We start from the raw sequence: 23,237 nt of genomic DNA, 5'->3' as shown, positions 1-23,237 counted from the left end.
ACTATTCCTCCAATAAAGCATATTTATGTATTTCTTCTTGAACCTGAAAGTAATCAGTTGTTCCAAGCGCATTTGCAATATTCAACCAATTCGCGCTGTCAAGATCATTACCTAACGCAAAGTACTGTTTGATTTTTTCGTGAATCCAAAAAACATTTGCTCCATGCTCACTTTGAGTATGAACACAATCATCATCTTTATAGTTGCCTTGTATGTTCTTATCATTTAAAGCATGACCTAATTCATGCAGAATCACGTTCTCAGCTTTTTCATCGCTGTATTTTGAGTTAACGATCATCACGTTAGGCTTGCCATCTTTGCCAGGGACAAGCAAGCCAGGGCAGTGCAAGGGAGCAAACTCTAACCTAATGTTTAACTCTTTGAGTAACTTTTTAACTTTGGTATCCATAACGACACACCCTTTATTTTTCGTTATAAATCCTTTTCAATATGCTTCTAACCAGTTCCTTGTCGTGGTCGTCCATCTGCTTGCCGTCAAAAAATCTTGCATCATCTATCATGTCGTCCAGGTCATCTTTTTGATCTTCTACATTTTGCATCGGATTATCGGTTTTACCCGTTAAGTAATCGGTAGTTGTATCAAATAATTTAGCAATTGAAATAAGCATTTCATAGTCTGGCTCCCTTGAACCATATTCCCAATTTGAATAGCGTTGTGCGCTGATTCCAAGCTTTTGAGCAGTGGCTGATTTGCTCCAGTCCTTTAGCAGCCTTCTTTGCTTTAAACGTTCACTGAAAACACTCATAAATAATCCTCCTATCTCAGCGTTCTAATCGGTTTGTTAAATTAATTGTATAACTTTTAAACGCCTAGTTTACTTTTTTAAAAAATAAGTTTAAAAAAGTATTGTATTTTAAACAAAATGTAGTATTATAGTTAGTGAAAGGAATTAAACAAATAGTTTAAAGAGGTGAGTGAATGGTTAACGTAGCAAAAGATAATGCGGGAGAAATTTTCGACCAATTGGTAAAAGAAAGAGGTATTAAAAAAAACTTCATTGCTCAAAAAATCGGAGTTTCTCCACAAACGCTTAATAGTAAAATCCATCACGGTGGGTTTGATGCGGATTTAGCGTTTAAAGTTGCAAAGATCTTAAAGATTAATCCCGCTGTTTTTTTAGCCGAAAGTTACACAAATCGTTTAAAAATTAAATGAAAGGGTGACTAAAAATGGAACTTCTTAACCTGGCTATGTTGAAACAAATCATTAAAAAGATTGTTCAAGAAGTAGTTAGAGAGGAACTGAAAAAACGTGGCGAAGTAATTGATCAAAAAATGTTCAACCGCAAAGGTGCTGCTAAGTATTTAGGCTTTAGCGGCGGCACACTTGATAAAGCCGTTAAGACTGGAAAACTTGACCCAACTTTTCCATTTGGCGATGACGGCAATAAATACTATTTGCGGGAAGACTTAGATCAGTTTGCGGAGGAATCTAAGCGTAGGTATTTAGAAAAGGTGATTTAAATGACAGTTATTACAGATAAAAAAGTCTACGAAATCGTCAAAGAATTTGGCGTATTTGATGACAAGTCGGACCAATTCAATATCACCAGCGATGAAGATTATAGATTTTATCTCTGGCTAGATAACGGTTCACTAGTAGCATTTGAACCTGGCTATAAAGGCTTGCAAGACTTGCTAAGTGAAGTGATGGTTAGGTTCTTTGAAAACCGTGAGAAGTCGGAAAAGACAACAGAACTAGTTAACGCAGCTCGTAGGTCGGTAATTGATTACTGCATTGAAAACGGCAAGCAAGTTCAAAGGGAGAAAGCAAAATGAGCAAAGAAGAATACGAAAGAGAGTACGGCAGAACTAAGTTAGATCACGTTTTAAGTCATATGACTAAAGCGTTTGGAAAGCTCTTAGAGTTCTTAGCAATTCTATTTTTACCATTTGCAATCGTTGAACAGGTTTGCATTTACGGCACAACACATTCCGATCAGATCATTTCACTGCTGTTAGTTCTATTAATTCTCTTTACGGCTTTAGGTGTACGTGCCGTAAAGAAGCTTAGAAAGTAGGTGAGCATATGAATAATTCAGCAACCTTCAAAGTTCGTTTAAAGCGAACAAGAAAAAACAAGAACTTAACACAAGAGCAATTGGCGGAAGCCGTAGGGCTTGGAGTTAGAACTATTGGGCGGTATGAGCAAGGTTCTAGTTTTCCTAACAAGCGAGTACTTCATGAACTTGCAGAAGTTTTAAAAGTTAAAGCTGATTGGTTATCAGCAATGAATTAAGGAGACTAAAAAGTGAGACAAGACGGTTATGACATTTTGCAAAAAGCGGTTAAAGAAATCATTCAAAACAAGAATTCGTTTGCAATTCTTCAAATCCCAGGCGACACCTTGCAAGTACCACTAACACTCAAAAATGGATTCTTGGGCATTGAATACCAAACAGCAATTATGGCGTCGCTACCTCAACAAATGATTCTAGCGATTCAATTTTACGAGCAGGTAAAGAAAGAAGCAGATGAAAACGGGCTATCGACGGATTTTAAAGCTTTAAAAGAAATGATTAAAAAGCAAGTGGAGGACTAATGAAGCTATGGAATCAATTTATAAACGAATTTTTTCAAGTGGACAAAAGAATCAACTTACAGACTTCCAACGCAGTGTTCTTGCTAATAGTAATGCTATTAGCGTTGCTAGTGGGGATTTCGCTAGACTGACCAAAGAAGTTAAAAAGTTTCTTGGTTTAGCAAAACAAAAAGCCCTCTACTGCTAGAAACAGTAAAGGGTGTTAAACAAAGAAAAAATATTTCAACAAGGAGATTATACCACAATGGAAACGTTAAATGCAGAACAAGTAAAAGAAGCAAAGTACTTGTACGAAAATCAAGCGCTAAGAGATTTATCACTAGAAGAACCGGATGCAATTCTTTTTTGGGACGGCGAAGAACAGGCATTAATTACTAAAAATGCTGGTGACCTTGACAATGCTTATGAAAAGCCAATGGACTTTTTCATGAAAAAGGTAAATCGAGATTATAAAGGTGATTTGAACAAGTTTGCAAAATCGCTTGGTTACGGGCTAGGCAAAGCAAGCTTTTCAATGGGCGATTTCTTAGCCGATTGGAATGACTTAAACCAAGATTCACTAAAAGAATTGATCTTTGAATACTTTGATGGCGAGGAACTAGGAGATATTTACGATGACTAACAACGAACTAATCCAATTTGACGGTATTGAGTACCCAGTAAGCTATAAACCAGCTGAAATTATTTTCCCAAAGTATGAAGAGATGAAAGGCAACATCTTAAAAGTTCACGATGAATTTGCTGATTGGACAGTAACACCACAAAATCTTAAATCCTCAAAAGAAGTAAGAAAGAATCTCAACAAGCTTAAAAGAACTATCAATTCGCAAAGAATCTCGATTACTAGTGGCATTCAAAAGCCAGCCAAGATGTTTAAAGCTAACATTGATGACTTGATAGCAATTATTGACGAAACAACAAAGAACATCGATTCACAGCTTAAACATTACGATGACAAGCTAAGACAAGATAAGCATGATCAACATGTCAAATTCATTAAACAAGCTTGTGAAGATGCTGGCGTAGACCCTAGCAAGATTAGGTATAACGCCAGTTGGGACAACAAAACCTATAGTAACCCTAAATTTGAAGCCGAACTGTACGAGCAAGTTGATATTTTACGCAAAAATAAACAGCAACTTGAAACAAACAAACGAATTATCATTCAAAAAGCCGATGAATTAGGAATTCCATTTGCTCACTACTTCGACCAATTGCAAAGAGAGGTCCCACTTGATGAGATTCTCAACGACATGCAAGCGGAAAAAGATGAACTGATCGCAATTGCTAAAAAGCAAAAAGAAACTAAGCAAAAAGAACAAGCCGACTTGGTTAAGCATGGCGATAAGGCGATTGACCCTCAAACGGGCGAAGTTAAAGATAAAACTTATACCTTTAGACTGGAATTTCAAAACGTTACTAAGTATCAGGTTGACCAATTAAACAGCTTCTTAAAAGACTGGGGAATTAAAGCTAGGAGAATTAAATAATGACTACAAAAAAACAAGGTTTTGATGATTTTATTGAGCCAAATCCAGAATTAATTAAAAATTTTGACATCAAAAAGTACAAAAAAACAGACAATGAGCCAAAATTAAAGATTCTTACTTATACTGATGAGCAGCAGAATCGAAAAGATAAAGCTTCATGGGCTATGCATTTAGCAATGGTCAAGATGGCTATTGTGCAGCCAAAAAAGACACACGAAGTTGAAGTAAGCGGACTAACTAAGTATAAAAAACCGTATCACTACACTTACAAGTATGCGGATTTGGCTGACGTTGATAGAGCCATTATGGATGCCGTCAAAACCACAAAAGAAGACGGGAAACCGCTATTAACCTACTACTTTGATATCGATAATGGGGCGGAAGGCGTAACTGTTGAAACGGTAATCGTCGATGCAGCTACCGGCTATAGTGAGCGGACTAATAAAGTTTGGTTCAAAAATTTATATATCGGGGATGCACAATCTACTGCAAGCTTAATTAGTTACGGTAAAAGGTATTCGCTTTCAGCCGCGTTCGGCATTGCCAGTGAAGATGATGACGACGCACAAATGCAAAAAATGAATCAATCGCAAGCGGTTGATGAAAGTGCTATAAAAATCATTTTTGAAGATTACGTTAACAATCACTCAATTAAGGCTAAAAACTGGATTAAAGGTAAGCATGATAAGGCAACAGGTGACTATATTAGACAGTTGCTTGGTGATTACGAGCTTAACCATCATCTTGACAAAGCTAAGCAAAAAGCAATTGACCGCCGAAAAGAAAAAGACCAGCAGGTTAAAGAAGCGGTCAAAAAGATAAAGAAACCTAAATCGGAGGACGAGGTAATCAAGGATATCGTGGATAAGCCTAAAGCAGACCCATTTCCCGATAAAAAAGAAGACACCTCGATGAGTGATGGACAACAGAGTTTATTTGATGACATTTTAGGTGATTAGCATGACCGCTAAAAAAAGAAAAACAAGCGAAAACAATCGCAAGTTCAAAGGTGTTTGGATTCCTGCTGAATATTGGCTTGATGAAAATTTAACGATTATGGAAGTAGTCATCTTAACTGAAATTGACAGTCTTGATGGTGAGAACGGTTGCTTTGCAAGTAATAAACATTTTGCCAGTTTTATAGGGATGACACCGGCTTATGTGTCAAAAATAATCAAGCACCTAAAGGAAAAGGGCTACATAAGTGTTAAGTACAAAACCGAAAATCGGGTTACCACAAGATCAATCAAAATAATTAGAGGTATTAACTCTAGTAAAAGGGGTATTAACAATAGTTTAGGGGGTATTAACTCTAGTAAAAGGGGTATTAACAATAGTTTAGGGGGTATTAACTCTAGTAAAAGGGGTATTAACAATAGTTTAGGGGGTATTAACTCTAGTAAAAGGGGTATTAACAATAGTTTAGGGGGTATTAACTCTAGTAAAAGGGGTATTAACAATAGTTTAGGGGGTATTAACTCTAGTAAAAGGGGTATTAACAATAGTTTAGACCCCATTAACTATAGTGTACCAAGTAATACATCTAGTAATACATCTAATAGTAATACAATTAGTAATTCTTCTTCTGGGCGAAGAAGAGAAGAAGACCCAGAACGTGAACAAATTTATAAACAATTTTTCCAAATTGCAAGAATGAACGACGGTATGAAAGACAAAACTACTACTCCAACATACGACGAGATTAAGCAACTAAGAAGTTTACTTTATCGAATTAACATTGACACTCTAAACGCCGTTGTCCGCAAGTTTGAGACGAAAATGCAATGGAACATGTTAAATGATCCGTTTGCCTACTTGCTAAAGATGCTCCGAGATGGGTTAGCAAATGACAAATACTTTGAAGGGTAAGGAAAATGAACAGAATCAAAGAACTAAGGCTACAACATGGCTTAACTTTAAAGCAGTTGAGAAATCAATTAAGTAAAAATAATTTTAGTGTATCACCTGATGCACTAGCAAAATACGAGCGGGGAGATAGAAACCCAAAAGTTGAAATTTGGCAAAAGCTAGCCGATTACTTTGGTGTATCTGTTCCTTATTTGCAAGGGAGATACGACCATTTAACTAAAAAAGAAGCCTTGCAGGTAATTCATGAAGTTATGACTGTTTGCGGCATTAGCAAAGAAGAATTAAAGGAGAGGCTGTAAAAAAATTATTTTTGATTTAAAAATTGGTTGCGTAGTAACTCCACAGGGATGAAACGCTAGCACCGTGGACGGTTGGACACGCACCAAAAGTGAGAAGCGATCACAATGCCTAGTGTTCTGTTTCGGGTAAAAAGTCTTGACGGCGATCCGCTTATCAAGGTTGCTCTTAACGAAAAAGAAAAGTACGAGCTGCACTGGTTACACCCGTACGCTAAGTGCGAAATAGGTGAGTTTGACAGCTTCCTTGAAGCAGAAGACGCACTATGCAAGTACTACGGTTATGAAAATGTTACAGAAATCAAGTATTAAAAATGCAAGGGGAGCAGGAAGATGACTAAAGCAATTATTTATGATACTGACAAACAAGAATACGTCACAGCCGTTAACAGAAGACTGGTTTCAGGCAATATTGATTATTTAACATCAAAAGATGTGAAAGACGCACAAATTATTGATGCTGACAATTTAAATTTGCGTGATATTGAAAACATAGTAGGGCTGAAGCGTGATACTTTAACATTTCAAGATGTTTCTGAAGCCACGTTAAGGGCTAATGAGCGTCGCAAGGCAATTAATGAGATTCTTGAAAAAATAGAATCGTATTCCACTAGATTTAATAGTAGAGATGATGCACAAGAATTGACTGAACAACTATTGTATCATTTGCAGAACATTTATGGCTTAGATACAGACTATTGGCAAGATGACCTAGAAGGTATGCTTGACGATGCATTTGACTACTAAGGGGGGATAATATGCGAATGATTTTATCACCAAAACAGTTAATTAATAAGCATGAGTATGCTGTCTGGCCAAGAACGATGGGTGGCTATTATCGGGCACGTTTCAATGAAGAACCGTGGTGTGGATTTTTTAATCCTTATACTAATAAAATCAAAATCATGGCACGTGATCGTGATGAACTCTGGGCTGACTTGAAGTGCAGAGAAATTGATATTTATGAGGTATAAGTAAATGACTAAATGTATTTATTGCGATTTCAATCATCCAGACCATATTGGGGCTGAAATCTACAGCGGAGAATATATTTCTGAAACGGAGATGTATGACTCAGAGTGGAGTGATGGGTTTGAATATGAATATGCTTATTTAAAGCAGAAAAGGCCAGAGAACAAATCCAATCCATTCCGGATACTAGCTCAAACGGTATCTCTTTGAGTGATTTACTAGGGATGTTTGGCGAATCAGGTAAGGAATAAGCAATGAATAACTTACCAAAAAATGTTAAGTGGGCTGATATTGCATTTGAGCATTTTGGTTATTCATTCTGGGAAATAAATAAGGAGCATGAAAATGAATAAAGTAGTTTTTAAAGATTATTGGTATGAATTCAAATGCGTCAATTGTCATCACGAATTTAGAGTTTTGCAAAAAGACTGTGATGCTGTAATTCAGTGCCCGTTCTGCATAGTTCCATGGGGCTGTAGTGTAACAGGTACGAGTAAGGAGCATGAAAATGAAAGTAATTGATAAACGCAACAAACAAGAAACAACGATTTTTAAAGTAGGCGATGTTGTTGAACTGATTGAAAAAGGCTTTCAAGAACATGCATATGGCTTAATAGTAAAAAGGTTTGGAGAAAAAAATAAAACATACTTTAGTATTGTGAAATTATATAGCTCCAAGCCTGATCAAGCAAATTTCATTACATTTCCAGATTGGTTTACCAATCTTGATGAAATGCTGAGCGCCTTAAAAAAATTATTTTACGTACATAAAGTACACGCTTCTTTAAAAATATCTGATGGAAGTCCAAGCGATAGTGGTTATGCAATATTGAGTTCAAGATTGCTTAAGGAGCATGAAAATGAAACAAATTAGTTATGACAGTGCCGTACAACTAATTTATCAATATACAGATAAATTGGTTAATGGAGTATCAAATTTAGAAATTAAGGATAAATAAAAATGAGTTTAGATATTATCGCATATGACCCAAAAGAAACTAAAGCAAGAAAAAATAAATTTAAGGCTAAATATAGCATTTCTTATGACAAGTTTGACGATGAAATGATTAAGCCTCGTAAAGATATGTTTTGCTACTATCTACATCCAGAATTACTTGAAAGCGATATTAAAAAGTATGAAGAAATGGATGATGACGCTGAACTAATTGCTGATGTGGATGAAGTTTATAGTTTTAATATTGGATATGGTCAATTTAATTTTCTTAGAAAAGAACTCTGTGAGTTAGTAGGTATTAGATATGACGATTCTGATGTATTTAATACTCGTATTTACTATGATGATTGCTATAAAAATACATCATTGCTTAACTTCTTCCTACATTCTGATTGTGATGGTGAATTTAGCACTGATGAAATTCAAGAGTCCTATGAGCAATTTACTAAGTATTGCGATGAAGAAATGCTACGTGAGAAAAAAGCTGGCAAATGGGCAGAAGAAATAAATAGCTTTTTGAAGTTTTGGAAAGAAAGTGCTGATAAAAAACTTCAATGGGAATTTTGCTAATAAAGGAGCATGAAGATGACTGATGACATAAAAGAAGTGCAAGAATTAGCTAAGTACTATCAAAATTATGCTGAATACTATCATGAAAAAGCTACAAATTGGCATAAGCAAGCAGATCAGGATGAAGCAGAGCGAGAAAGACTGATTGACCTGATGAATCAAATCTACGTTTTAACGGGTCATGATCCAGAAGAAAAAACCGATGATTTAGCTGAAAAATTGGATCAAATCCGAAAATTAACAAAGAAGGCATAAACATGAAGGTGAAGATTTATGAACTGTAAAAGATTAACTGGACGTGGACAAGGTGAAATGCTTTTCCATTGTGATAATTGCGAAGGGGATTCGTTATTGGACACTTATGATGTTCTGACTGCGGAGGACGATTTGCATTGTCCCTTATGCGGCGCTAATGCTGATCATTTGACTGTACGCAATAGTGAAGACAACAATGACTAAAAAATTAAAGAGCAGGTTATAGTAATGCAAGAATTTATTGACGTAATCAAAGTTCTACTGGCCATGTTTGTTGTTACCGCAATGGTGTGGCTGGTGGCGTATACGGGCTGGACTTTAATCAGTATTTTAAAAGATTGGTGGTGTAGCAAGTGACATCTGTTGCTGATGGCATTGTGCTAATTGACGTAGATAAAGAAGGTCAATGGACCTTTCATTCTGATGGTAAAACGGCTGATCCAATTTTGCATAAGCAAAATCTTTACTTTACAGATCATAAAAAAGTGCCGTGGGCTTACAAATTTCCCGGTAAAGATTACTACGAAGTTGAGTCGGAATTTGTTTTAACCGTTACTTTACATAAAGAAACTGGTATTAAGCCGGGCATTTATCATGATGCGTATTTCACGCTAGGTGATGAAAAATTCCACGCTAGAAGAATAAAAGTAATGATTGAGGAGTGATCTTATGAGCAAAGAAGGCTGTTATCTTTGTGCGACGCTAAATGCTTATCATGATGGACCTGATTTATATGAATCAAATAGTGCGCTTCATATCTATCTTAATGAATTAGATGGCAAGTGGTACTTAATGGTTGACGGTTTGCCTTTCCTGGTGAAGTATTGCCCCAATTGTGGGCGAAAGCTTGATGAAAACACTAAATTTAAAGTTACAGACGGATTATAGCATATTGGGGAGCAATAAAAATGAAAGTAAAAACTATTTGTAATACTAGCTTGTCAGATTTAGATAAAGAAATTAATGATTTTATCAAAGATAAAAAGATTATTGATATCAAATTCACGGAAGTGATGTCGGATGACTACAATCCCGGTGATTGGTCAGCTTTAGTCATCTATGAGGAGAAAAGAAACAGCCACCTTCAGCAACAAGAATTCAATCTTTCCGATGGTGAAGATCCCAATGAATTTATGAAGGTTCATGATGTTGTTAATGTGGTAACCCTTAAAGATGAGAATAACGAACTAGTAACAGCAGTAACTTATGAGGATAAAGAAAATGACTAGTGAACCGGTAACTTACTTAAAAAACATCTTAGCTGTCCAAAATATCAGCGGTCTTATTACTTCTGATGGTTATGACTTAATTGATCAAGAAAAGCTAGTAACTAATCACAATCAAGCTAAAGTTTTAGCTCGATTGGTTAAAGAAGTAGGAACCTCTAACTATAATGGCGGCTATGCCGATGGTAGAGCTGAACAAGCTTTTGAAGACGGTAAAAAGATGGCTGAGTTTATGAAAGGAGCGTCACAAGATGAATGACTTAGTAATCATGAAGAGCCGGAAGGCTTTAACCACTAGCTTAAAAGTTGCAGAAGTCTTTAGCAAGAATCACAGAGATGTTATGCGTTCAATTAAAAATTTGACTGCGCAAAATTGCGCAGTCGGAAAAATGTTTGTTGAAAGTACTTATGTAAATCGACAAGGGCATGAGCAACCAATGTACTACATGAATCGTGATGGCTTTACTTTGTTGGCGATGGGCTTTACTGGCAGGGATGCAATGAGGTTCAAGCTAGAGTATATTGAAGCTTTTAATCAAATGGACGAATTAATCAGGAATGAAAGTAGCTTGCCACAAACACCAGAGGAACAATTGCAACTCACAATGGTTGTTACTAATCGGCTGGTTAAGCGTGTTGGAAAAGTTGAAGCCCGTGTTGACCATATTGAGAAAACAAGTGAATTAAGTGAAATTCAACGCTACCAGCTGCTTCAAGCGAGAAAAAAGAGAGTAATTGAAGCTGTGGGCGGTGTAGATAGCAATTACTACAAAGACACTAAGGCTAGAAAAGTATTTAATGCGTTTGGTAAAGACTTCAAAAAAGAATTTCAAATTCCACGTTATGACAGCTTGGAAAAACAATATTTTGAAAAGGCTATGGAATTTACTCAGAATTGGTATCCCGATTTTGTCCTTCAACGTGAAATTCAAAATTCCAACGCACAAACTAGCTTAAAAATTTGATTGGTGGTGGATTGATGCTAGATATCGGAGTTGGAGAAACAATTACAGATGGCTTTAAAACTTATGTGATGGGACATGACTTAAATTTGCATTTTGTCAGCTATGGCAACCATGCAACCCATCACGTAAGCGAGGATGCTTTAAAAATCATTTTGAAATCACAGGAGTAAAGAATGCAACGAGTTAGAAGAGTAAGACGGGGACCAGGTCCCGAACACAGAATTCAAAATGCAATCATCGCCACATTAAACTGGCGGCGTTGTGCTGTCATTAGACTAAACGCTGGTGCTATTCCAACTAAGAATGGCGGTCTGTTCAGGGGCGTTAAGCCCGGTACGCCAGATTTAATCGGGTACCGTTTAAAAGATAAGCAAGTATTTTTTATTGAAGTTAAGGCACCAAAAGGGAGAATCAGCCAAGCTCAACAGCTGTATCATCTCGATTTAATGCACAAGCATGTAATTCACGGTATAGCTAGATCGGTTGAGGACGCTGTAAAGATAGTCAATGAAGGATTAGTCGGCTACGGCTATCCAGATTACAAAGGGGCTTAGCGATGAAGATAAAAGAAGAAATAAAAGGCTTTTTTGAGTTTTTGTCGCTGTTGCTCGGCAGCGCGTTAATAGCTTTTGTGTTTATTGTCGTTGGAGCAGCTGGGTTTAAATTACTTTTTATATATTTGCGTTGGCTGTTTGGACTTTAAAGGTGAAAATTATGTATTTTCAATTAATTATGATAGTGGTTGCTGTTTACATATGTGGGTTGACGTTATTCACCCTTTATCAAGTTTTGGCAGATAAGAGAAAAACTTGGGGTTTGAGGCTTGCTCAATCATTTGGAATTATCTGTTTTGGTGTTATTAGCAACCTATTTATTCTATGGATGCCGCATTGTAACTGGTTTAATGCGTTTCTTGGAATAGTATTTATAATCTTGCCAGTTCTAGTATGTTGGTCAATGTTGGTATTAGATCCAGACTTACGGGAAGACTGGTAATGGCGTTTTTAAAGATTAAAGAAGCTTGTGCTGCTAAAAATATTACTTTAAAGGATTTATCTAAGTTAAGTGGTATTAGTGAGAGATCACTTGAATGGTACGTCAAGCAACAAAGGGAGCCTTCGTTAAGTAGGGTTGAGAAATTAGCAAAAGTATTAGAAGTTTCACCAGCGTGGCTGGTTTCATGGGAGTGAAGATTGTGAGTTTAGCAGACTTGAATTTTGATAAAGAAAAAACGATTAGCAAGGCAAAGAATTTTCTTGAAAATGATTTTCCGGACATCATGAATTATTCAGGTTTGCCGGTAACTTACTTATCTAGTCCACTTCTTGACCCTACGGGTGTTCACGGCGGCGGTAATGTAAACCATCAGCCCGATCAATTTTTAAAAGCTATTGAGCAACAAGACAAGTACGATGCAATTGTTAAGGACTGTGAAAATGCTACACGTGCTGTTGTTGAAGCTATGAATAGTTGCCCTGATACCGAACGGGATCCGTACCGCAAAATTTTGGTTAGAAGATACGTTAAAAATGATTTTGCACAATGGATTTATAACGATATGAATTATTCTCCAAGAACGTACGGACGCAAAAGAGACGAAGCACTTTATACATTCGCTCAACACCTAGAGCGGTACCGCAAGAAGTACAATGCCCAGAAGCTAATTCCTATCCTAATGGCGCATAAATGACCTATTTTTGACCAAAAAACGCCAATTTTTGACCAATAAATGACCAACTTTTGACCAAAAAACGCCAATTTTTGACGCATTTTTGACCAACACTTGACCATTAAAGCGGGGTATATTAGTAGAGTCGAAAGATTAGGAAAGAGATCTGGTCTTTCGATGTTGCTCAATACTTTTAAATTAGTGTTTATTTTTGAATCATTATAAACCTTTGTTTTTTTATAAATAAATGGGTTGTGCAAAAAGCACAGCCCTATCTCCTGCAAGCCTAGTGTAATGGCAACACGCCAGTCTCCAAAACTGGTTATGAAGGTTCGAATCCTTCGGCTTGTGTAGTCTGCGAAGACGTGTAAATCCACTGAGCGGACTGAGCTTATTAAACGTTGTTCTAGTCCTGATAAGCTCGAAGGCAAGTTTGAAGAGGCTTGCCTTTTATGGGCAGATAGGTAGTCTGCTCACCGTTAAGTTGATACTTGTTATTAATTTAGATTCCTCCAAGAATTTAGGTGAGTAGCATGGGTTCAATACCCGTGGTGCCCGTTGAGTAATCTGGTGCGTATAACCATAATTAACAGTTTCACAACACATTCAATTGAATCGGTTACGAAGTGCACCCGTGTTGGTTCGAATCCAACATTACTCGTTGTAGTCAGCGATGTGGGCTACTAGAATCCAAAAAATTCAGGATCACGTTAATTGCAGTAGCTGCTAAGCTATTGCTTTTTGTTTTTAGGAGGAAAAATTATGAACAAAATTTTAACTTTTGCCGCTGGTGTAGTCATTGGCGTAGTTTACAAGGACACTATTTTACAGGTAGCAAAGCAAGTAGAAGCCGCAAAGGATGCTAAGTTTGATAAGAAACTTGAAGACAAGCTGGCAAAGCACTTTAAAGACGTAGGCGAACAAGCCAAGGAAGAACTAGATAAGAAAGTTCCTGGTGCGTTTGACCCAAGTAATCTGGATGACCTGTACTAATGACCCCTACACAGTACTTTGAGCTATGTCAAAGACATAGCCGTTTAGTTAAGGCAAGAAAGATTGTTAAGCATTGCAAGACAAACACGGTTGCTAACATCAAGCAGAAGATTCTATTTAAGCAAGAAACGGGCTTTATGCCGCAAGATTATATTGATCGTTTTGGTAACCAATGTAACTAACAATCGTGAGGAATAACGATGAAAGATAGTACGTTTAAAGAAAAGCAAGCTAATGAAGCGGGTTTTAGTGTGGACTTGCGTAGTCAAATCACGCCCGAGTTGAAGAAATTTAGAGATAAGGAACTTTTAAAAATGTTGATTAATGATTTAAAAGATGAAAAGGATGCCTTAGATTACAAAATCTGTAGATTGCAAGATGCAATTTCTAAAATTGGTTCAGAGAATTCAGCAATTAAGCCTGGTAATAGAAAGCTAATGGAAAAACAGTTAGATGCAATGGAAGATTATAGTTTTGCATTAGAATTGAGAATTAGCCGTACAATCAAGGAGAAGGAAAATGAAAGTAGAAGCTAAATCAATTGATGAGATTAAGCCTTACGAAAATAACCCACGTAACAATGATGATGCTGTTGATGCTGTAGCTAAATCAATTAAGGAGTTTGGTTGGCAACAGCCCATCGTTGTAGACATCGGGGGGGTAATCATAGCTGGTCATACACGCTATAAAGCCGCTCAGAAGCTAGGACTAAAGACTGTACCTGTTGTGGTTGCTAAAGATTTATCAGAAGAGCAAGTAAAAGCATACAGACTAGCTGACAACAAATCTGGTGAACTCGCTACATGGGATGATGAACTGCTTGAAGATGAATTAATAGGCATTGATGATATTGATATGTCTCAATTTGGCTTTGATGACGATACACCACTTGATACTGTTGATGAACCTACTGATGAATATGCTGAAAGTGAAGACGATGTTGATGAAGATGATTACAACATTGAAGTTTCAGAAGAATCAGATGTTCAGCAAGGTCAAATTTATAAATTAGGCAATCACTATGTTATGTGTGGTGATAGTACTGATCCTGAACAGGTTAGTAAATTGATGCAAGGTAAAAAAAGTGACCTAGTATTCACTGATCCTCCATACGGAATGAAAAAAGAATCAGATGGCGTGGCAAATGACAATCTTAATTATGATGATTTACTTACTTTTAATAAAAAATGGATTCCTATTAGTTTCTCCAATTTAAAGGCTAACGGCTCGTGGTATTGCTTTGGAATTGATGAGCCATTGATGGACATCTATTCCAATATTTTGAAGCCAATGATAAAAAAGAATCAAATCACATTTAGAAACCTGATTACGTGGGATAAAGGCAACGGTCAAGCTCAAAATGTTGATTTCACAAGAAGCTATGCTATTGCTGATGAAAAATGCTTATTTGTAATGTGTGGGGTTCAAGGCTTTAACAGCAACTCAGATCATTATTTTGATGGATGGGATAAAATTAGGCTTTATTTATGCAATGAAGCTGAAAAAGTGGGACTTACGTCTAAAAAAGTGCAAGAGATCACTGGAACTCAAATGTATAAGCATTGGTTTACTAAATCCCAGTGGTCCTTTATTACAAAAGAACACTATAAAAAAATCCAGGAATACTATAAAGATAGTGATGCCTTTAAGCGTGAATATGATGATCTTAAGCGTGAATATGATGATCTTAAGCGTGAATATTATTCTACTAGAGCATATTTCAATAATACCCACGATAATATGAATAACGTTTGGCATTTTAAAAGAGTTTCAGGCAAAGAAAAAGAACAGACTGGCGGTCATGCAACACCAAAACCACTAAAGCTGTGTGCTAGGGCTATCGAATCAAGTAGTAGACCAGGTGAGACAGTTTTGGATATGTTTGGTGGCAGCGGCTCTACTTTGATAGCATGTGAGCAATTAGGACGGTCAGCATATTTAATGGAATTGGAACCTAAATGGGTTGATGTAATTATTGATCGTTGGGAATCATTTACAGGTGAAAAAGCCGAGTTAATTTGCAAATAAAACTGCAGGAACTAGTTAAAAGCTAGTTCTTTTATTTTGTCCAAAAAAGGAGGTGATTTTTATTTGCAAAAAGCTAAAAAAGATACAACGGGTAGACCAGAAAAAATGACACCTGAAAAGTTAGCTCAATTCAAGTTGTTTATCGTTGCTGGCTGTACGCTTAAAAAGGCTTGTGAACAAATAGAAATCACCCCGAATACTTGGAGAAATTATTGTAAAAGACATCCTGATTATTTAACGAAGTTTGCTAAGTGGAAAAATGAACTTGAGAGTAGAGCAAAAGTTAATATCGCCCTCAAGATCATTAATGAAAAAGATGCAAGCACAAGTGCATATTACTTAGAGCAACAGGTTAAGTTAAAAGATCAAGCGGCTAGAACTGCTTTGAATCGTGCTAAGGCTAAGCAAGCTAAACTGCAGGTTAAGCTCTTAGAAAAGCAACTAGAGCGTATTGATACTACTGCAAGCAAGGCAAAGGATAGCATGGCAAAACTTGACACTAAGACACTTGAAAAACTTGCTACCTTAGATGAAGGAGTTGACTTTGATGCAATTAACTGATGAACAAAAGGCAGGCGTAGCTCTTGCGGCTAGAGAAGAACTGGCACGCAGAAGCTATGCCTATTATTTTCTCTTGTCTAATGCTGACAAGAAGGCTCAGTTGTTCAATTACACCAAGTATGTGTGTGATCGTCTGCAAAAGATTGTAGACGGTGAACAGCACAACCTCATAATCTCTATGCCACCGCAACATGGAAAGTCAATGCTAGTAACCGAAACATTTCCCAGCTATTACTTAATGAGACACCCAGATCAATCAATCATGGTAACGTCTTATGCTGAAACAATGTACAAAAGATTTAGTAAGCGTGGCAAGCAACACTTTAGAGAGTGGGCACCGCGCTTATTTGGTCTCAATCTCGGACTAGCTAACTCACAAGAATATGACGTTGCTGGACATTACGGTGAAGCCTATTACACGTCAATCCTTGGCGGTGGTACTGGTAGACCAGCTAACTTGCTTATTATTGATGACCCTATCAAAGACGAAAAAGAAGCCGCATCACAAACAATTAGAGATAACGTTTGGGGTGAGTGGGCTTCAACATTTAGTACACGTCTACAAAAGAACGCGTCAGTAATTGTGATCATGACACGCTGGCAGACTGATGATCTAGCAGGCAGACTGTTAGACATGGACAAGTCAGAAGACAGCGAACACAAATTCAACTGGGAAGAAATTAAATTTCCAGCTATTGCTACTAATATACCAGCTGGTCAAACAGATGCTATTGGCAGACACAACGGTGAAGCACTTAACCCAGAACTACACCCACTAAGTCAGTTGATGATTCAGAAGCGCAACATTGGTACTCAACGTTTTAACGCTTTGTATCAGCAAGCACCAACAACGCAAGATGGTAACATCATTAAGCGTGAATGGATTAAGTACTATGTGCCAGATCGTGAGACGATGGTGAGATTACACTTAACTGAAAAAGAAGTCATGATCTTACCACGGCACTTAGATCAAACGGTTCAGGCGTGGGATGCTACTTTTAAATCTAAAGAAAATGATGACTTTGTAGCTGGTCAAACGTGGTCATCTGCAATGTCATGCTACTTCTTACGTCCTAATTGGTGTCACAAGCGTTTAACCTTTACCGAGACACAACGTGCTATTAAAGCGCAGTCACGTATTTATCCAGAAGCTGTAGCAAAACTAATTGAAGACAAGGCTAATGGACCAGCTCTGATTGATACGCTAAAGCGAGATATTGATGGTATTACGCCAGTTAGTCCAGGGACTGACAGCAAGGAAACACGTTTTGCGTCAGTCAGTCCATTATTTGAAGCTGGTCAAGTTTATGTGCCACATCCAAAATGGATACCGCAAGTGCAAGACATCATTGATGAATGGTGTGGCTTCCCATTTATGAAACATGATGACAACGTGGACTCTGCAGGATACGCACTTATGTATCTAAGAAAGCACAAGAGAAAACAAACATTTGGATTTATTGGTTACTAGAAAGGAGGTTAAGTTTTGGGACTTTTTAGCAGAAAGAAGAATAAGCCACAAAAGCAGATGCGTGCAGACTTTATGGATTATGAATCAAAAGGAATAACTCCACAAAGATTCGGCGATACTGCTCCACAGCTTGTGATGTCAAACATTGATAGATATGACAAGTATGATCGGCAGATGCACCTTTTTAAGACCAATGCAATAGCCCACCGCATAGCAGTTATGCAAGCAGAAGCGGCAACGCGTAACTACTGGCGGCTAGTCATGGATGATCAAGACAAGCAAAAGGTTTATCAAAAGGGTATGGATGATCTTAACTTACAGGCTAAGATCACACAAGAGCTGATTTATCGCAATGTTAATGGTGGCTCATATCTTAACGTTAACGTAGATGAAAAGGATCAAACAGATCTTGCTACGCCACTTAATCCTGATAACATCTTGAAAGTCAAGTCAGTTAATGCCTTTGGTTTGAAGCACGTACAGAAAACACAAATCTGCAATGATCCGACTGATGATAACTACTTAAAAGAGGATTACATCACGCTAGACGGTCTTACAGATGGCGATGATGAATTTGGCAAAGAAAAAGACAGCATCAAGATTGATCACACCCGTTACCAGCACATCTCATTAGATAAGTTTGAAGATGATGCAGTTGGTACATCACTACTAGAGCGATGCTATGATCAGTTGAAAGTGTTGGACACTGCAGAGTACTCACTAGGCAAGATGCTTTATGAATACAACCTGAAAGTTATTAACAGTGATGCTTACTTTAACGGCAGTGAAGCTAAACAAGAACGCGACAAGCGAATGCTGAAAGAAGGTATGAGTACTGAATCAGTTGTTGTTGTCGGTTTAGATGAAAACATAAAGAAGGTATCAACTAACGCTGGCGGTATTCAGTCGCTTTATGATTTTGCTTGGCAACAACTAAGTACTGCAACTGGTATTCCTAAATCAGTTTTGCTTGGTGAACAGGCTGGTACGTTAGCTGGTGCGTCACAAGATGTCATTAACTACTATGAAACCGTTAAGGCAATGCAAGAACAAGTCATTAGACCGCAACTTGAATGGATTGTGCGCTTGCTTATGTGGTCAGAGAGTTGTGGCGGTAAGTCAGAAGACCCAGACAGCTTAGACTGGCACATTGAGTTCAATCCATTATTTAGCCAAGACGCTAATACCAAGACAAAGAACTTTGTAAATCTTGCCAATGGTTTAAAGACCTTAACAGACGCAGGAATTATGGGCACTGATGAAGCTCATGACATCTTAGTAAGCAAGAGCAATGACGCTTCTATTCCACTTGAATTGCAAGCTGACAGCGCAGTTGATTATCCACAATTATCACAAACTGATGTGGATAACTACAAAAAAGAAAAGAAACAAATCGAAAAAGACATAAAGAAGGCAAGCAACCATGGCAAGAAAACATAGACGAATCCCTAAGACTAGATACCCCATGAACTTGGAAAAATCTTATCTTAGGGCTATGAATCGACTTATTTTGTCATGGGAAAAGGTAGCACAGTACTACATGCAGTATTATTTGAAGCCTTACGTTTCAGGCGGCGCGTTATCTATTGATGCTGACGATGATGACAAAAATGACCCGCAAAAGATTGAAAGAATTGCAACCATTATCGCTTTGATGACGCTTGCTATAAAGAATGCTAAGAGTGACAACCAACTCGCAAGCATAGCAAGCCAATTCGTACTGTCTGTTAACAGTTTTTCATTTGACAATGTAAATTCACAAGCCAGAGCGATAGAAATGCAAGCAATCAAAAGTGATCCAACTATCGAAGCTTTTATTAGAGCAAAAATTAAAGAAAATACGTCTTATATTACGTCTCTACGTGATAAATACATCGCGCAACTAAGAAATGACATTTACAGATCAATTTCTGACGGTAAGGGTGTCACAGAATTAGCAAAGACGATTGTTAAGCGTACAGGCATGACATATAGCCATGCTAGATTGATAGCTAATGATCAAACAGGGAGTATTTTGGCACAGCTCAATAAATATCGAGCTACTAGAGCAGGCTTTAAAAAGTACATGTGGCAGTCAATGGAGGACGGTCGCGTTCGTCCCAAACATCAGGAACTAGATCGCAAGATTTTTAGATATGATGACCCAGACGGAGGCGACAACGGTATGCTTCCAGGCGAGCCAATCAATTGTAGATGTGTTGCTTTGCCAGCAGATGATGATATTTAGCACTCATTTGAGTGCTTTTTTTATGCAATGAAAGGAGAAATTACATGGCAGATACAACTATTAACACTGACGACAAGAAGCCAGTTACATTCAACCCACCAGTTAACAATGAACCAAAGTTAGCACCAGCTAATACAGCTGATGTGCCAGCACCTAAAGATCCTAAAGGCATGTTTGACTGGTCTGATGCTAAGCAATATGTGATCCAAGAGGGTGAAACATTGTTAGACGTAGCTTTGAAGTATCACGTAGCATTGCAACAACTTAGATACTTCAACCACCTTAATAAAGTCACTTTCAAGGTCAACAAGGGTCAAACTATCTACATTCCTAACAAGCCTATTAATGTGCCTTACGGAGCATAGTTATGGGCGTTGCTAGATATGATTTTGGTCAAAGTCATATTGATAAATTCAAGATTGATCCACAAAACGGATTTTTAATTGTTCGCGATGTTCCAATCACTTTGACAGGTGTCAGAAAATACAGAAATCCAGACGGCACAATAGTTAGGGAGGCTAAAACCCCAGAAGAGCTGTTGTCTAAAGCAACTGTTGATTCTGCAAATGGCAAGCCTATCACTGACGACCACCCAAAAGATGCAAACGGTCAAAACGTCTTAGTTACTAAAGACAATTATCCAAAGTTCGTTAAGGGCTATATGGGCACTAATGCTCATGTCGCTGACGATGGGACAATCCGCAATGACATGACAATCATGGACCCAACTCTAATCAATGAGATTAGACACGGCAAAGAAGAATTATCAATTGGCTTTGAAATGGAGCTTGACCCCACAAAAGGCAAACTAGACGGTACAGCCTATGACGCTAAGCAAACTAACATCCGCATCAATCACGTTGCGGTAGTTGAAAAAGGGCGTGCGGGTCATAAAGTGCGGTTAAGTGCTGACAGTGATGATGCTGTTCAGGTTACAGATGAAACACCCAATGAAGAGAAAGGAAACAAAATGGAATTTACCAAAGTTCACAGCAAAGAATACGGCGACATTAGTGTTGCTACACAAGATGCTGACAAGTTAACCAAGATTATTGGCGATGCTGATGAAAGCAACTCCAAGCTTGAAAAACTTAAGGCTGAAAGAGACAAGATCAATCAACAAATCAAGGAACTTGAAGGCTCTAATGACAAGAGCAAAAAAGAAGCCGCTGATGCTAAGAAGAAGGCAGATGAAGCTCGTGCCCGTGCTGATGCGGCAGAAGAAGAAAACAAGAGCCTCAAGTCACAACTTGAAGGGGATGCCTTCGAAGACAAGCTTAATAACACCTTAGCTTTCAGAGAAAAGGCAAAGAAGATTGTTGGTGACAGTTTTGACTTTACTGGCAAGAGTGAACGTGAAGTTGAAGAAGCCGCTTTGAAGACTAAGTTCCCTGATCGCAGTTTTGACAGCGAAAGTGACGACTACGTTCGTGGTTACTATGAAAACTTATTCACTACTAATGCTGGTGGTGTTGGCTACGGTCGCACTGCAGAACAAGATTCAGAAGAATCAGCATATCAAAAAGCATTAGAAGCACGTCAAAACTTATATGAAGGGGGTGAATAATATGCCTTTACCAATCGGATACATGTACCAAGAAAAAGCTTTAGGTGCTGGTACTGTCGGTACTGTTCAACATTACAACATTGAACATGTACCTGCTGGCACTGACCTTAACTACGGTGTTGCAATCAAGATTCAAGACCAAGCAGGTGTAGTTGCTGATAAAGCACCTATTTTCGGAATCACTATTAAGCGTGGTTACGCAATGGGTGACGACTACAGCGCAATTGAAGATGATCACTGGTACAAAGGCGAAGACATGGGCGTTTTAACCGAAGGTGCTATCTCTGTACCAATTACTGCTGACGTTAACCGCCTTGACTTAGCCGCTATTAATGCTGACGGTACTTTCAAGCCAGCAGGTGCAGGCGATACCGCTGTAGGTCATTTCTTAACTGCAGGCGACAAGGACAGTACAGCGATTATCTATGTAAACTTAACTAGTGTTAACACTACTGCAACAGCTACGCCTGACGTATCAGGCGCAGGAAAGTGAGGTAAATAATGGCAGGATTTAATACAGGGGTCGCATACAGCAAGTTATTTAATGTGGTTGACCCAAAGGTTTTAGAACCTAAAAAGGAAGATTTACAAGGTAGAAAGATGTTTAAGATTAATACCTTATCTGATCCATGGGCTTTGACTTACGAATGGTCATGGAAAGAAATCATGGGTCAATCATCTGGTTATGCTGATCGTGCAACTGATATCACTGTAACTGATGTTAGCTATCACAATGAAATTGGTTACATCGCTGAAAGAACAGCTGCATTTGAATATTCACAAGCTGATCTTGAACGTGCAAACACTGGCGGCAGAAATCTCGACATCGTAACTGATCGTGCAGTTGCTACTCATGACGCATTAGCAAATTGGGAAGACGCTTTGATCTTTAACGGTAACGGTGACGACCGTCATCCAATTTACGGTTTAACTACTGATGCTAATAAGGCAGGATACCAAACTATTGATGACCCTAGCGTTACTTTGCAAAAGGTAGTTGATCCAACAAACGAAAATGCTTTTTCTGACGCATACAAGATCGTTAACTATTTCATGGATGCGGCTGCTAAAATCACAATGCTTCCAGGCTATCACAACGTTAAGCCTTATCTTGCATTAGCACCAAAGGAATACGATTTGTTAACTCGTCCATTGGTCAACCAATACAATCCAGATAAAACTTTATGGAACATGATCCAACGTGGTGGCAACAACGGTGAAAATGTCTTTGCTGGTATTCGCCCAATCACTGAACTTGAAGCTCAATACTGGAACAGCAAGACTGGCAAGGATGGCAAGAAAGACATGGCTATTGTCTATCTTGACACCCCTGACGTTGCACAAATTCAAGTTGCAATGGAACCACGCCGCTACGGTCAAGCTATCGCTTCTGCTGACAATGGTTTGAGCTACAAGCAGATGTACATCGAACGTACTGGTGGCTTATCTGTTAAGTTCCCAGCTGGTATCGTGCAACTTGCTGGCTTGAATGACGGCTCTGAAAAATGGGCTAAGAGCAAGGCAGACGCTAAGGCTGAAAGTGCAAAGAAGAGCAATTAG

Annotated in this window: 43 protein-coding genes and 1 tRNA gene; 42 read left to right on the top strand and 2 right to left on the bottom strand. The window is 38.1% G+C overall.

Annotated features, from left to right (window positions below; translation table 11 throughout):
* Position 1: 1 nt before the first annotated feature.
* On the bottom strand, positions 2-409 hold the full coding sequence (locus CP363_RS05310) for an ImmA/IrrE family metallo-endopeptidase (protein WP_098035964.1): 408 nt from the start codon (positions 407-409) through the stop codon (positions 2-4).
* Positions 410-422: 13 nt separating this feature from the next.
* On the bottom strand, positions 423-767 hold the full coding sequence (locus tag CP363_RS05305) for a helix-turn-helix domain-containing protein (RefSeq protein WP_098035963.1): 345 nt from the start codon (positions 765-767) through the stop codon (positions 423-425).
* A 173-nt stretch (positions 768-940) separates the two neighbouring features.
* Between CP363_RS05305 and CP363_RS05300 the strand changes: the two genes are divergently transcribed.
* The 42 genes from CP363_RS05300 to CP363_RS05090 all read left to right on the top strand — a co-directional run bounded on the left by CP363_RS05300 (position 941) and on the right by CP363_RS05090 (position 23,237).
* Positions 941-1,177, top strand: a complete 237-nt coding sequence (locus CP363_RS05300; protein ID WP_098035962.1) for a helix-turn-helix transcriptional regulator — start codon at positions 941-943, stop codon at positions 1,175-1,177.
* Between the two features lie 14 nt (positions 1,178-1,191).
* Positions 1,192-1,485 carry a hypothetical protein gene (locus tag CP363_RS05295; RefSeq protein ID WP_098035961.1) on the top strand — a complete coding sequence of 98 codons (294 nt, stop codon included), beginning with the start codon at positions 1,192-1,194 and terminating at the stop codon, positions 1,483-1,485.
* Positions 1,486-1,800 carry a hypothetical protein gene (locus tag CP363_RS05290; protein WP_098035960.1) on the top strand — a complete coding sequence of 105 codons (315 nt, stop codon included), beginning with the start codon at positions 1,486-1,488 and terminating at the stop codon, positions 1,798-1,800. It begins immediately after the preceding gene.
* Positions 1,797-2,042 carry a hypothetical protein gene (locus CP363_RS05285; protein ID WP_060463434.1) on the top strand — a complete coding sequence of 82 codons (246 nt, stop codon included), beginning with the start codon at positions 1,797-1,799 and terminating at the stop codon, positions 2,040-2,042. Before CP363_RS05290 ends, CP363_RS05285 begins: the two co-directional genes overlap by 4 nt.
* 8 nt (positions 2,043-2,050) lie before the next feature.
* Positions 2,051-2,260, top strand: a complete 210-nt coding sequence (locus tag CP363_RS05280) for a helix-turn-helix domain-containing protein (RefSeq protein WP_098035959.1) — start codon at positions 2,051-2,053, stop codon at positions 2,258-2,260.
* A gap of 12 nt (positions 2,261-2,272) precedes the next feature.
* On the top strand, positions 2,273-2,563 hold the full coding sequence (locus CP363_RS05275) for a hypothetical protein (protein WP_089150721.1): 291 nt from the start codon (positions 2,273-2,275) through the stop codon (positions 2,561-2,563).
* A gap of 7 nt (positions 2,564-2,570) precedes the next feature.
* Positions 2,571-2,750: a hypothetical protein gene (locus CP363_RS05270; RefSeq protein WP_089150720.1), complete on the top strand. Its 180-nt coding sequence runs from the start codon at positions 2,571-2,573 to the stop codon at positions 2,748-2,750.
* 57 nt (positions 2,751-2,807) lie between these two features.
* A complete protein-coding gene (locus CP363_RS05265) occupies positions 2,808-3,185 on the top strand; it encodes a hypothetical protein (protein WP_089150719.1) in 378 nt (125 codons plus the stop codon).
* Positions 3,178-4,053, top strand: a complete 876-nt coding sequence (locus CP363_RS05260; RefSeq protein WP_098035958.1) for a DUF1351 domain-containing protein — start codon at positions 3,178-3,180, stop codon at positions 4,051-4,053. The genes CP363_RS05265 and CP363_RS05260 overlap by 8 nt, the downstream gene beginning before the upstream one ends.
* On the top strand, positions 4,053-5,012 hold the full coding sequence (locus tag CP363_RS05255) for an ERF family protein (RefSeq protein WP_233187138.1): 960 nt from the start codon (positions 4,053-4,055) through the stop codon (positions 5,010-5,012). The genes CP363_RS05260 and CP363_RS05255 overlap by 1 nt, the downstream gene beginning before the upstream one ends.
* A gap of 1 nt (position 5,013) precedes the next feature.
* Positions 5,014-5,922 carry a helix-turn-helix domain-containing protein gene (locus tag CP363_RS10935; RefSeq protein WP_233187137.1) on the top strand — a complete coding sequence of 303 codons (909 nt, stop codon included), beginning with the start codon at positions 5,014-5,016 and terminating at the stop codon, positions 5,920-5,922.
* A gap of 5 nt (positions 5,923-5,927) precedes the next feature.
* Complete coding sequence (locus tag CP363_RS05240; protein ID WP_089150736.1) at positions 5,928-6,221, top strand: helix-turn-helix domain-containing protein; 294 nt, start codon at positions 5,928-5,930, stop codon at positions 6,219-6,221.
* 105 nt (positions 6,222-6,326) lie between these two features.
* Complete coding sequence (locus CP363_RS05235; RefSeq protein WP_098035957.1) at positions 6,327-6,530, top strand: hypothetical protein; 204 nt, start codon at positions 6,327-6,329, stop codon at positions 6,528-6,530.
* A 21-nt stretch (positions 6,531-6,551) separates the two neighbouring features.
* Complete coding sequence (locus CP363_RS05230) at positions 6,552-6,965, top strand: hypothetical protein (RefSeq protein WP_089150470.1); 414 nt, start codon at positions 6,552-6,554, stop codon at positions 6,963-6,965.
* An 11-nt stretch (positions 6,966-6,976) separates the two neighbouring features.
* The gene (locus CP363_RS05225) at positions 6,977-7,192 is read left to right on the top strand and encodes a hypothetical protein (protein WP_089150471.1); all 216 of its coding nucleotides are present in this window, start codon (positions 6,977-6,979) and stop codon (positions 7,190-7,192) included.
* 506 nt (positions 7,193-7,698) lie between these two features.
* Positions 7,699-8,064, top strand: a complete 366-nt coding sequence (locus CP363_RS05215) for a hypothetical protein (protein WP_089150473.1) — start codon at positions 7,699-7,701, stop codon at positions 8,062-8,064.
* Between the two features lie 87 nt (positions 8,065-8,151).
* Positions 8,152-8,715, top strand: coding sequence for a hypothetical protein (locus tag CP363_RS05210; protein WP_089150474.1), 564 nt, complete (start codon positions 8,152-8,154; stop codon positions 8,713-8,715).
* Positions 8,716-8,730: 15 nt separating this feature from the next.
* Positions 8,731-8,970 (top strand): hypothetical protein, encoded by a 240-nt coding sequence (locus CP363_RS05205; protein ID WP_089150475.1) that lies wholly within the window; start codon positions 8,731-8,733, stop codon positions 8,968-8,970.
* A gap of 18 nt (positions 8,971-8,988) precedes the next feature.
* Positions 8,989-9,174, top strand: coding sequence for a prepilin peptidase (locus CP363_RS05200; RefSeq protein WP_089150476.1), 186 nt, complete (start codon positions 8,989-8,991; stop codon positions 9,172-9,174).
* Between the two features lie 149 nt (positions 9,175-9,323).
* A complete protein-coding gene (locus tag CP363_RS05195; RefSeq protein WP_089150477.1) occupies positions 9,324-9,635 on the top strand; it encodes a hypothetical protein in 312 nt (103 codons plus the stop codon).
* Between the two features lie 4 nt (positions 9,636-9,639).
* Positions 9,640-9,858, top strand: a complete 219-nt coding sequence (locus tag CP363_RS05190) for a hypothetical protein (protein ID WP_089150478.1) — start codon at positions 9,640-9,642, stop codon at positions 9,856-9,858.
* Positions 9,859-9,878: 20 nt separating this feature from the next.
* Positions 9,879-10,199, top strand: coding sequence for a hypothetical protein (locus CP363_RS05185; RefSeq protein ID WP_098035956.1), 321 nt, complete (start codon positions 9,879-9,881; stop codon positions 10,197-10,199).
* Positions 10,192-10,455, top strand: a complete 264-nt coding sequence (locus tag CP363_RS05180; RefSeq protein ID WP_089150480.1) for a hypothetical protein — start codon at positions 10,192-10,194, stop codon at positions 10,453-10,455. The genes CP363_RS05185 and CP363_RS05180 overlap by 8 nt, the downstream gene beginning before the upstream one ends.
* Positions 10,448-11,161: a Rha family transcriptional regulator gene (locus tag CP363_RS05175; protein ID WP_089150481.1), complete on the top strand. Its 714-nt coding sequence runs from the start codon at positions 10,448-10,450 to the stop codon at positions 11,159-11,161. The genes CP363_RS05180 and CP363_RS05175 overlap by 8 nt, the downstream gene beginning before the upstream one ends.
* Positions 11,162-11,175: 14 nt before the next feature.
* The gene (locus CP363_RS10790; protein ID WP_176713877.1) at positions 11,176-11,331 is read left to right on the top strand and encodes a hypothetical protein; all 156 of its coding nucleotides are present in this window, start codon (positions 11,176-11,178) and stop codon (positions 11,329-11,331) included.
* 3 nt (positions 11,332-11,334) lie between these two features.
* On the top strand, positions 11,335-11,715 hold the full coding sequence (locus CP363_RS05170) for a VRR-NUC domain-containing protein (RefSeq protein ID WP_089150482.1): 381 nt from the start codon (positions 11,335-11,337) through the stop codon (positions 11,713-11,715).
* A gap of 2 nt (positions 11,716-11,717) precedes the next feature.
* A complete protein-coding gene (locus CP363_RS10730; RefSeq protein WP_158227358.1) occupies positions 11,718-11,864 on the top strand; it encodes a hypothetical protein in 147 nt (48 codons plus the stop codon).
* A 292-nt stretch (positions 11,865-12,156) separates the two neighbouring features.
* Positions 12,157-12,351 carry a helix-turn-helix domain-containing protein gene (locus CP363_RS05160; RefSeq protein WP_198566936.1) on the top strand — a complete coding sequence of 65 codons (195 nt, stop codon included), beginning with the start codon at positions 12,157-12,159 and terminating at the stop codon, positions 12,349-12,351.
* A gap of 5 nt (positions 12,352-12,356) precedes the next feature.
* On the top strand, positions 12,357-12,851 hold the full coding sequence (locus tag CP363_RS05155; RefSeq protein ID WP_233187136.1) for a hypothetical protein: 495 nt from the start codon (positions 12,357-12,359) through the stop codon (positions 12,849-12,851).
* Positions 12,852-13,110: 259 nt separating this feature from the next.
* Positions 13,111-13,181: transfer RNA gene (locus CP363_RS05150), tRNA-Trp, on the top strand.
* A 411-nt stretch (positions 13,182-13,592) separates the two neighbouring features.
* Positions 13,593-13,823: a hypothetical protein gene (locus tag CP363_RS05145; RefSeq protein WP_021355783.1), complete on the top strand. Its 231-nt coding sequence runs from the start codon at positions 13,593-13,595 to the stop codon at positions 13,821-13,823.
* Positions 13,823-14,005, top strand: a complete 183-nt coding sequence (locus CP363_RS05140; protein WP_098035952.1) for a hypothetical protein — start codon at positions 13,823-13,825, stop codon at positions 14,003-14,005. Before CP363_RS05145 ends, CP363_RS05140 begins: the two co-directional genes overlap by 1 nt.
* An 18-nt stretch (positions 14,006-14,023) precedes the next feature.
* Positions 14,024-14,359 carry a hypothetical protein gene (locus CP363_RS05135; RefSeq protein WP_098035951.1) on the top strand — a complete coding sequence of 112 codons (336 nt, stop codon included), beginning with the start codon at positions 14,024-14,026 and terminating at the stop codon, positions 14,357-14,359.
* Entirely contained in the window at positions 14,343-15,851 is a 1,509-nt protein-coding gene (locus CP363_RS05130) for a DNA modification methylase (protein ID WP_098035950.1), read from the top strand. Before CP363_RS05135 ends, CP363_RS05130 begins: the two co-directional genes overlap by 17 nt.
* A gap of 63 nt (positions 15,852-15,914) precedes the next feature.
* The gene (locus CP363_RS05125) at positions 15,915-16,412 is read left to right on the top strand and encodes a hypothetical protein (protein WP_098035949.1); all 498 of its coding nucleotides are present in this window, start codon (positions 15,915-15,917) and stop codon (positions 16,410-16,412) included.
* The gene (terL, locus tag CP363_RS05120) at positions 16,399-17,883 is read left to right on the top strand and encodes a phage terminase large subunit (RefSeq protein WP_098035948.1); all 1,485 of its coding nucleotides are present in this window, start codon (positions 16,399-16,401) and stop codon (positions 17,881-17,883) included. Before CP363_RS05125 ends, terL begins: the two co-directional genes overlap by 14 nt.
* A gap of 15 nt (positions 17,884-17,898) precedes the next feature.
* Positions 17,899-19,323 carry an anti-CBASS protein Acb1 family protein gene (locus CP363_RS05115; RefSeq protein ID WP_233187135.1) on the top strand — a complete coding sequence of 475 codons (1,425 nt, stop codon included), beginning with the start codon at positions 17,899-17,901 and terminating at the stop codon, positions 19,321-19,323.
* Positions 19,307-20,110, top strand: a complete 804-nt coding sequence (locus tag CP363_RS05110) for a phage minor head protein (RefSeq protein WP_098035947.1) — start codon at positions 19,307-19,309, stop codon at positions 20,108-20,110. Before CP363_RS05115 ends, CP363_RS05110 begins: the two co-directional genes overlap by 17 nt.
* 44 nt (positions 20,111-20,154) lie before the next feature.
* Positions 20,155-20,475 carry a LysM peptidoglycan-binding domain-containing protein gene (locus CP363_RS05105; protein WP_110540368.1) on the top strand — a complete coding sequence of 107 codons (321 nt, stop codon included), beginning with the start codon at positions 20,155-20,157 and terminating at the stop codon, positions 20,473-20,475.
* 2 nt (positions 20,476-20,477) lie between these two features.
* Positions 20,478-21,677, top strand: coding sequence for a DUF2213 domain-containing protein (locus CP363_RS05100; protein ID WP_098035946.1), 1,200 nt, complete (start codon positions 20,478-20,480; stop codon positions 21,675-21,677).
* Between the two features lies 1 nt (position 21,678).
* Complete coding sequence (locus tag CP363_RS05095; RefSeq protein WP_098035945.1) at positions 21,679-22,170, top strand: hypothetical protein; 492 nt, start codon at positions 21,679-21,681, stop codon at positions 22,168-22,170.
* Between the two features lie 8 nt (positions 22,171-22,178).
* Positions 22,179-23,237 carry a major capsid family protein gene (locus CP363_RS05090; RefSeq protein WP_098035944.1) on the top strand — a complete coding sequence of 353 codons (1,059 nt, stop codon included), beginning with the start codon at positions 22,179-22,181 and terminating at the stop codon, positions 23,235-23,237.

Origin of the sequence: Lactobacillus sp. UMNPBX12, from assembly GCF_002553955.1 — a bacterium.
Taxonomy (GTDB): Bacteria; Bacillota; Bacilli; order Lactobacillales; family Lactobacillaceae; genus Lactobacillus; species Lactobacillus crispatus.
The sequence above is the reverse complement of the archived record's forward strand: the minus strand, read 5'-3'. Positions and strand labels throughout refer to the sequence as shown.

Excerpts from the sequence above, each read along its gene's own strand:
- CP363_RS05310 (WP_098035964.1), bottom strand. The coding sequence starts at position 409 with ATGGATACCAAAGTTAAAAAGTTACTCAAAGAGTTAAACATTAGGTTA.
- CP363_RS05305 (WP_098035963.1), bottom strand. The coding sequence starts at position 767 with ATGAGTGTTTTCAGTGAACGTTTAAAGCAAAGAAGGCTGCTAAAGGAC.
- CP363_RS05300 (WP_098035962.1), top strand. The coding sequence starts at position 941 with ATGGTTAACGTAGCAAAAGATAATGCGGGAGAAATTTTCGACCAATTG.
- CP363_RS05295 (WP_098035961.1), top strand. The coding sequence starts at position 1,192 with ATGGAACTTCTTAACCTGGCTATGTTGAAACAAATCATTAAAAAGATT.
- CP363_RS05290 (WP_098035960.1), top strand. The coding sequence starts at position 1,486 with ATGACAGTTATTACAGATAAAAAAGTCTACGAAATCGTCAAAGAATTT.
- CP363_RS05285 (WP_060463434.1), top strand. The coding sequence starts at position 1,797 with ATGAGCAAAGAAGAATACGAAAGAGAGTACGGCAGAACTAAGTTAGAT.
- CP363_RS05280 (WP_098035959.1), top strand. The coding sequence starts at position 2,051 with ATGAATAATTCAGCAACCTTCAAAGTTCGTTTAAAGCGAACAAGAAAA.
- CP363_RS05270 (WP_089150720.1), top strand. The coding sequence starts at position 2,571 with ATGGAATCAATTTATAAACGAATTTTTTCAAGTGGACAAAAGAATCAA.
- CP363_RS05265 (WP_089150719.1), top strand. The coding sequence starts at position 2,808 with ATGGAAACGTTAAATGCAGAACAAGTAAAAGAAGCAAAGTACTTGTAC.
- CP363_RS05260 (WP_098035958.1), top strand. The coding sequence starts at position 3,178 with ATGACTAACAACGAACTAATCCAATTTGACGGTATTGAGTACCCAGTA.
- CP363_RS05255 (WP_233187138.1), top strand. The coding sequence starts at position 4,053 with ATGACTACAAAAAAACAAGGTTTTGATGATTTTATTGAGCCAAATCCA.
- CP363_RS10935 (WP_233187137.1), top strand. The coding sequence starts at position 5,014 with ATGACCGCTAAAAAAAGAAAAACAAGCGAAAACAATCGCAAGTTCAAA.
- CP363_RS05240 (WP_089150736.1), top strand. The coding sequence starts at position 5,928 with ATGAACAGAATCAAAGAACTAAGGCTACAACATGGCTTAACTTTAAAG.
- CP363_RS05235 (WP_098035957.1), top strand. The coding sequence starts at position 6,327 with ATGCCTAGTGTTCTGTTTCGGGTAAAAAGTCTTGACGGCGATCCGCTT.
- CP363_RS05230 (WP_089150470.1), top strand. The coding sequence starts at position 6,552 with ATGACTAAAGCAATTATTTATGATACTGACAAACAAGAATACGTCACA.
- CP363_RS05225 (WP_089150471.1), top strand. The coding sequence starts at position 6,977 with ATGCGAATGATTTTATCACCAAAACAGTTAATTAATAAGCATGAGTAT.
- CP363_RS05215 (WP_089150473.1), top strand. The coding sequence starts at position 7,699 with ATGAAAGTAATTGATAAACGCAACAAACAAGAAACAACGATTTTTAAA.
- CP363_RS05210 (WP_089150474.1), top strand. The coding sequence starts at position 8,152 with ATGAGTTTAGATATTATCGCATATGACCCAAAAGAAACTAAAGCAAGA.
- CP363_RS05205 (WP_089150475.1), top strand. The coding sequence starts at position 8,731 with ATGACTGATGACATAAAAGAAGTGCAAGAATTAGCTAAGTACTATCAA.
- CP363_RS05200 (WP_089150476.1), top strand. The coding sequence starts at position 8,989 with ATGAACTGTAAAAGATTAACTGGACGTGGACAAGGTGAAATGCTTTTC.
- CP363_RS05190 (WP_089150478.1), top strand. The coding sequence starts at position 9,640 with ATGAGCAAAGAAGGCTGTTATCTTTGTGCGACGCTAAATGCTTATCAT.
- CP363_RS05185 (WP_098035956.1), top strand. The coding sequence starts at position 9,879 with ATGAAAGTAAAAACTATTTGTAATACTAGCTTGTCAGATTTAGATAAA.
- CP363_RS05180 (WP_089150480.1), top strand. The coding sequence starts at position 10,192 with ATGACTAGTGAACCGGTAACTTACTTAAAAAACATCTTAGCTGTCCAA.
- CP363_RS05175 (WP_089150481.1), top strand. The coding sequence starts at position 10,448 with ATGAATGACTTAGTAATCATGAAGAGCCGGAAGGCTTTAACCACTAGC.
- CP363_RS10790 (WP_176713877.1), top strand. The coding sequence starts at position 11,176 with ATGCTAGATATCGGAGTTGGAGAAACAATTACAGATGGCTTTAAAACT.
- CP363_RS05170 (WP_089150482.1), top strand. The coding sequence starts at position 11,335 with ATGCAACGAGTTAGAAGAGTAAGACGGGGACCAGGTCCCGAACACAGA.
- CP363_RS10730 (WP_158227358.1), top strand. The coding sequence starts at position 11,718 with ATGAAGATAAAAGAAGAAATAAAAGGCTTTTTTGAGTTTTTGTCGCTG.
- CP363_RS05160 (WP_198566936.1), top strand. The coding sequence starts at position 12,157 with ATGGCGTTTTTAAAGATTAAAGAAGCTTGTGCTGCTAAAAATATTACT.
- CP363_RS05145 (WP_021355783.1), top strand. The coding sequence starts at position 13,593 with ATGAACAAAATTTTAACTTTTGCCGCTGGTGTAGTCATTGGCGTAGTT.
- CP363_RS05140 (WP_098035952.1), top strand. The coding sequence starts at position 13,823 with ATGACCCCTACACAGTACTTTGAGCTATGTCAAAGACATAGCCGTTTA.
- CP363_RS05135 (WP_098035951.1), top strand. The coding sequence starts at position 14,024 with ATGAAAGATAGTACGTTTAAAGAAAAGCAAGCTAATGAAGCGGGTTTT.
- CP363_RS05130 (WP_098035950.1), top strand. The coding sequence starts at position 14,343 with ATGAAAGTAGAAGCTAAATCAATTGATGAGATTAAGCCTTACGAAAAT.
- terL (WP_098035948.1), top strand. The coding sequence starts at position 16,399 with ATGCAATTAACTGATGAACAAAAGGCAGGCGTAGCTCTTGCGGCTAGA.
- CP363_RS05110 (WP_098035947.1), top strand. The coding sequence starts at position 19,307 with ATGGCAAGAAAACATAGACGAATCCCTAAGACTAGATACCCCATGAAC.
- CP363_RS05105 (WP_110540368.1), top strand. The coding sequence starts at position 20,155 with ATGGCAGATACAACTATTAACACTGACGACAAGAAGCCAGTTACATTC.
- CP363_RS05100 (WP_098035946.1), top strand. The coding sequence starts at position 20,478 with ATGGGCGTTGCTAGATATGATTTTGGTCAAAGTCATATTGATAAATTC.
- CP363_RS05095 (WP_098035945.1), top strand. The coding sequence starts at position 21,679 with ATGCCTTTACCAATCGGATACATGTACCAAGAAAAAGCTTTAGGTGCT.
- CP363_RS05090 (WP_098035944.1), top strand. The coding sequence starts at position 22,179 with ATGGCAGGATTTAATACAGGGGTCGCATACAGCAAGTTATTTAATGTG.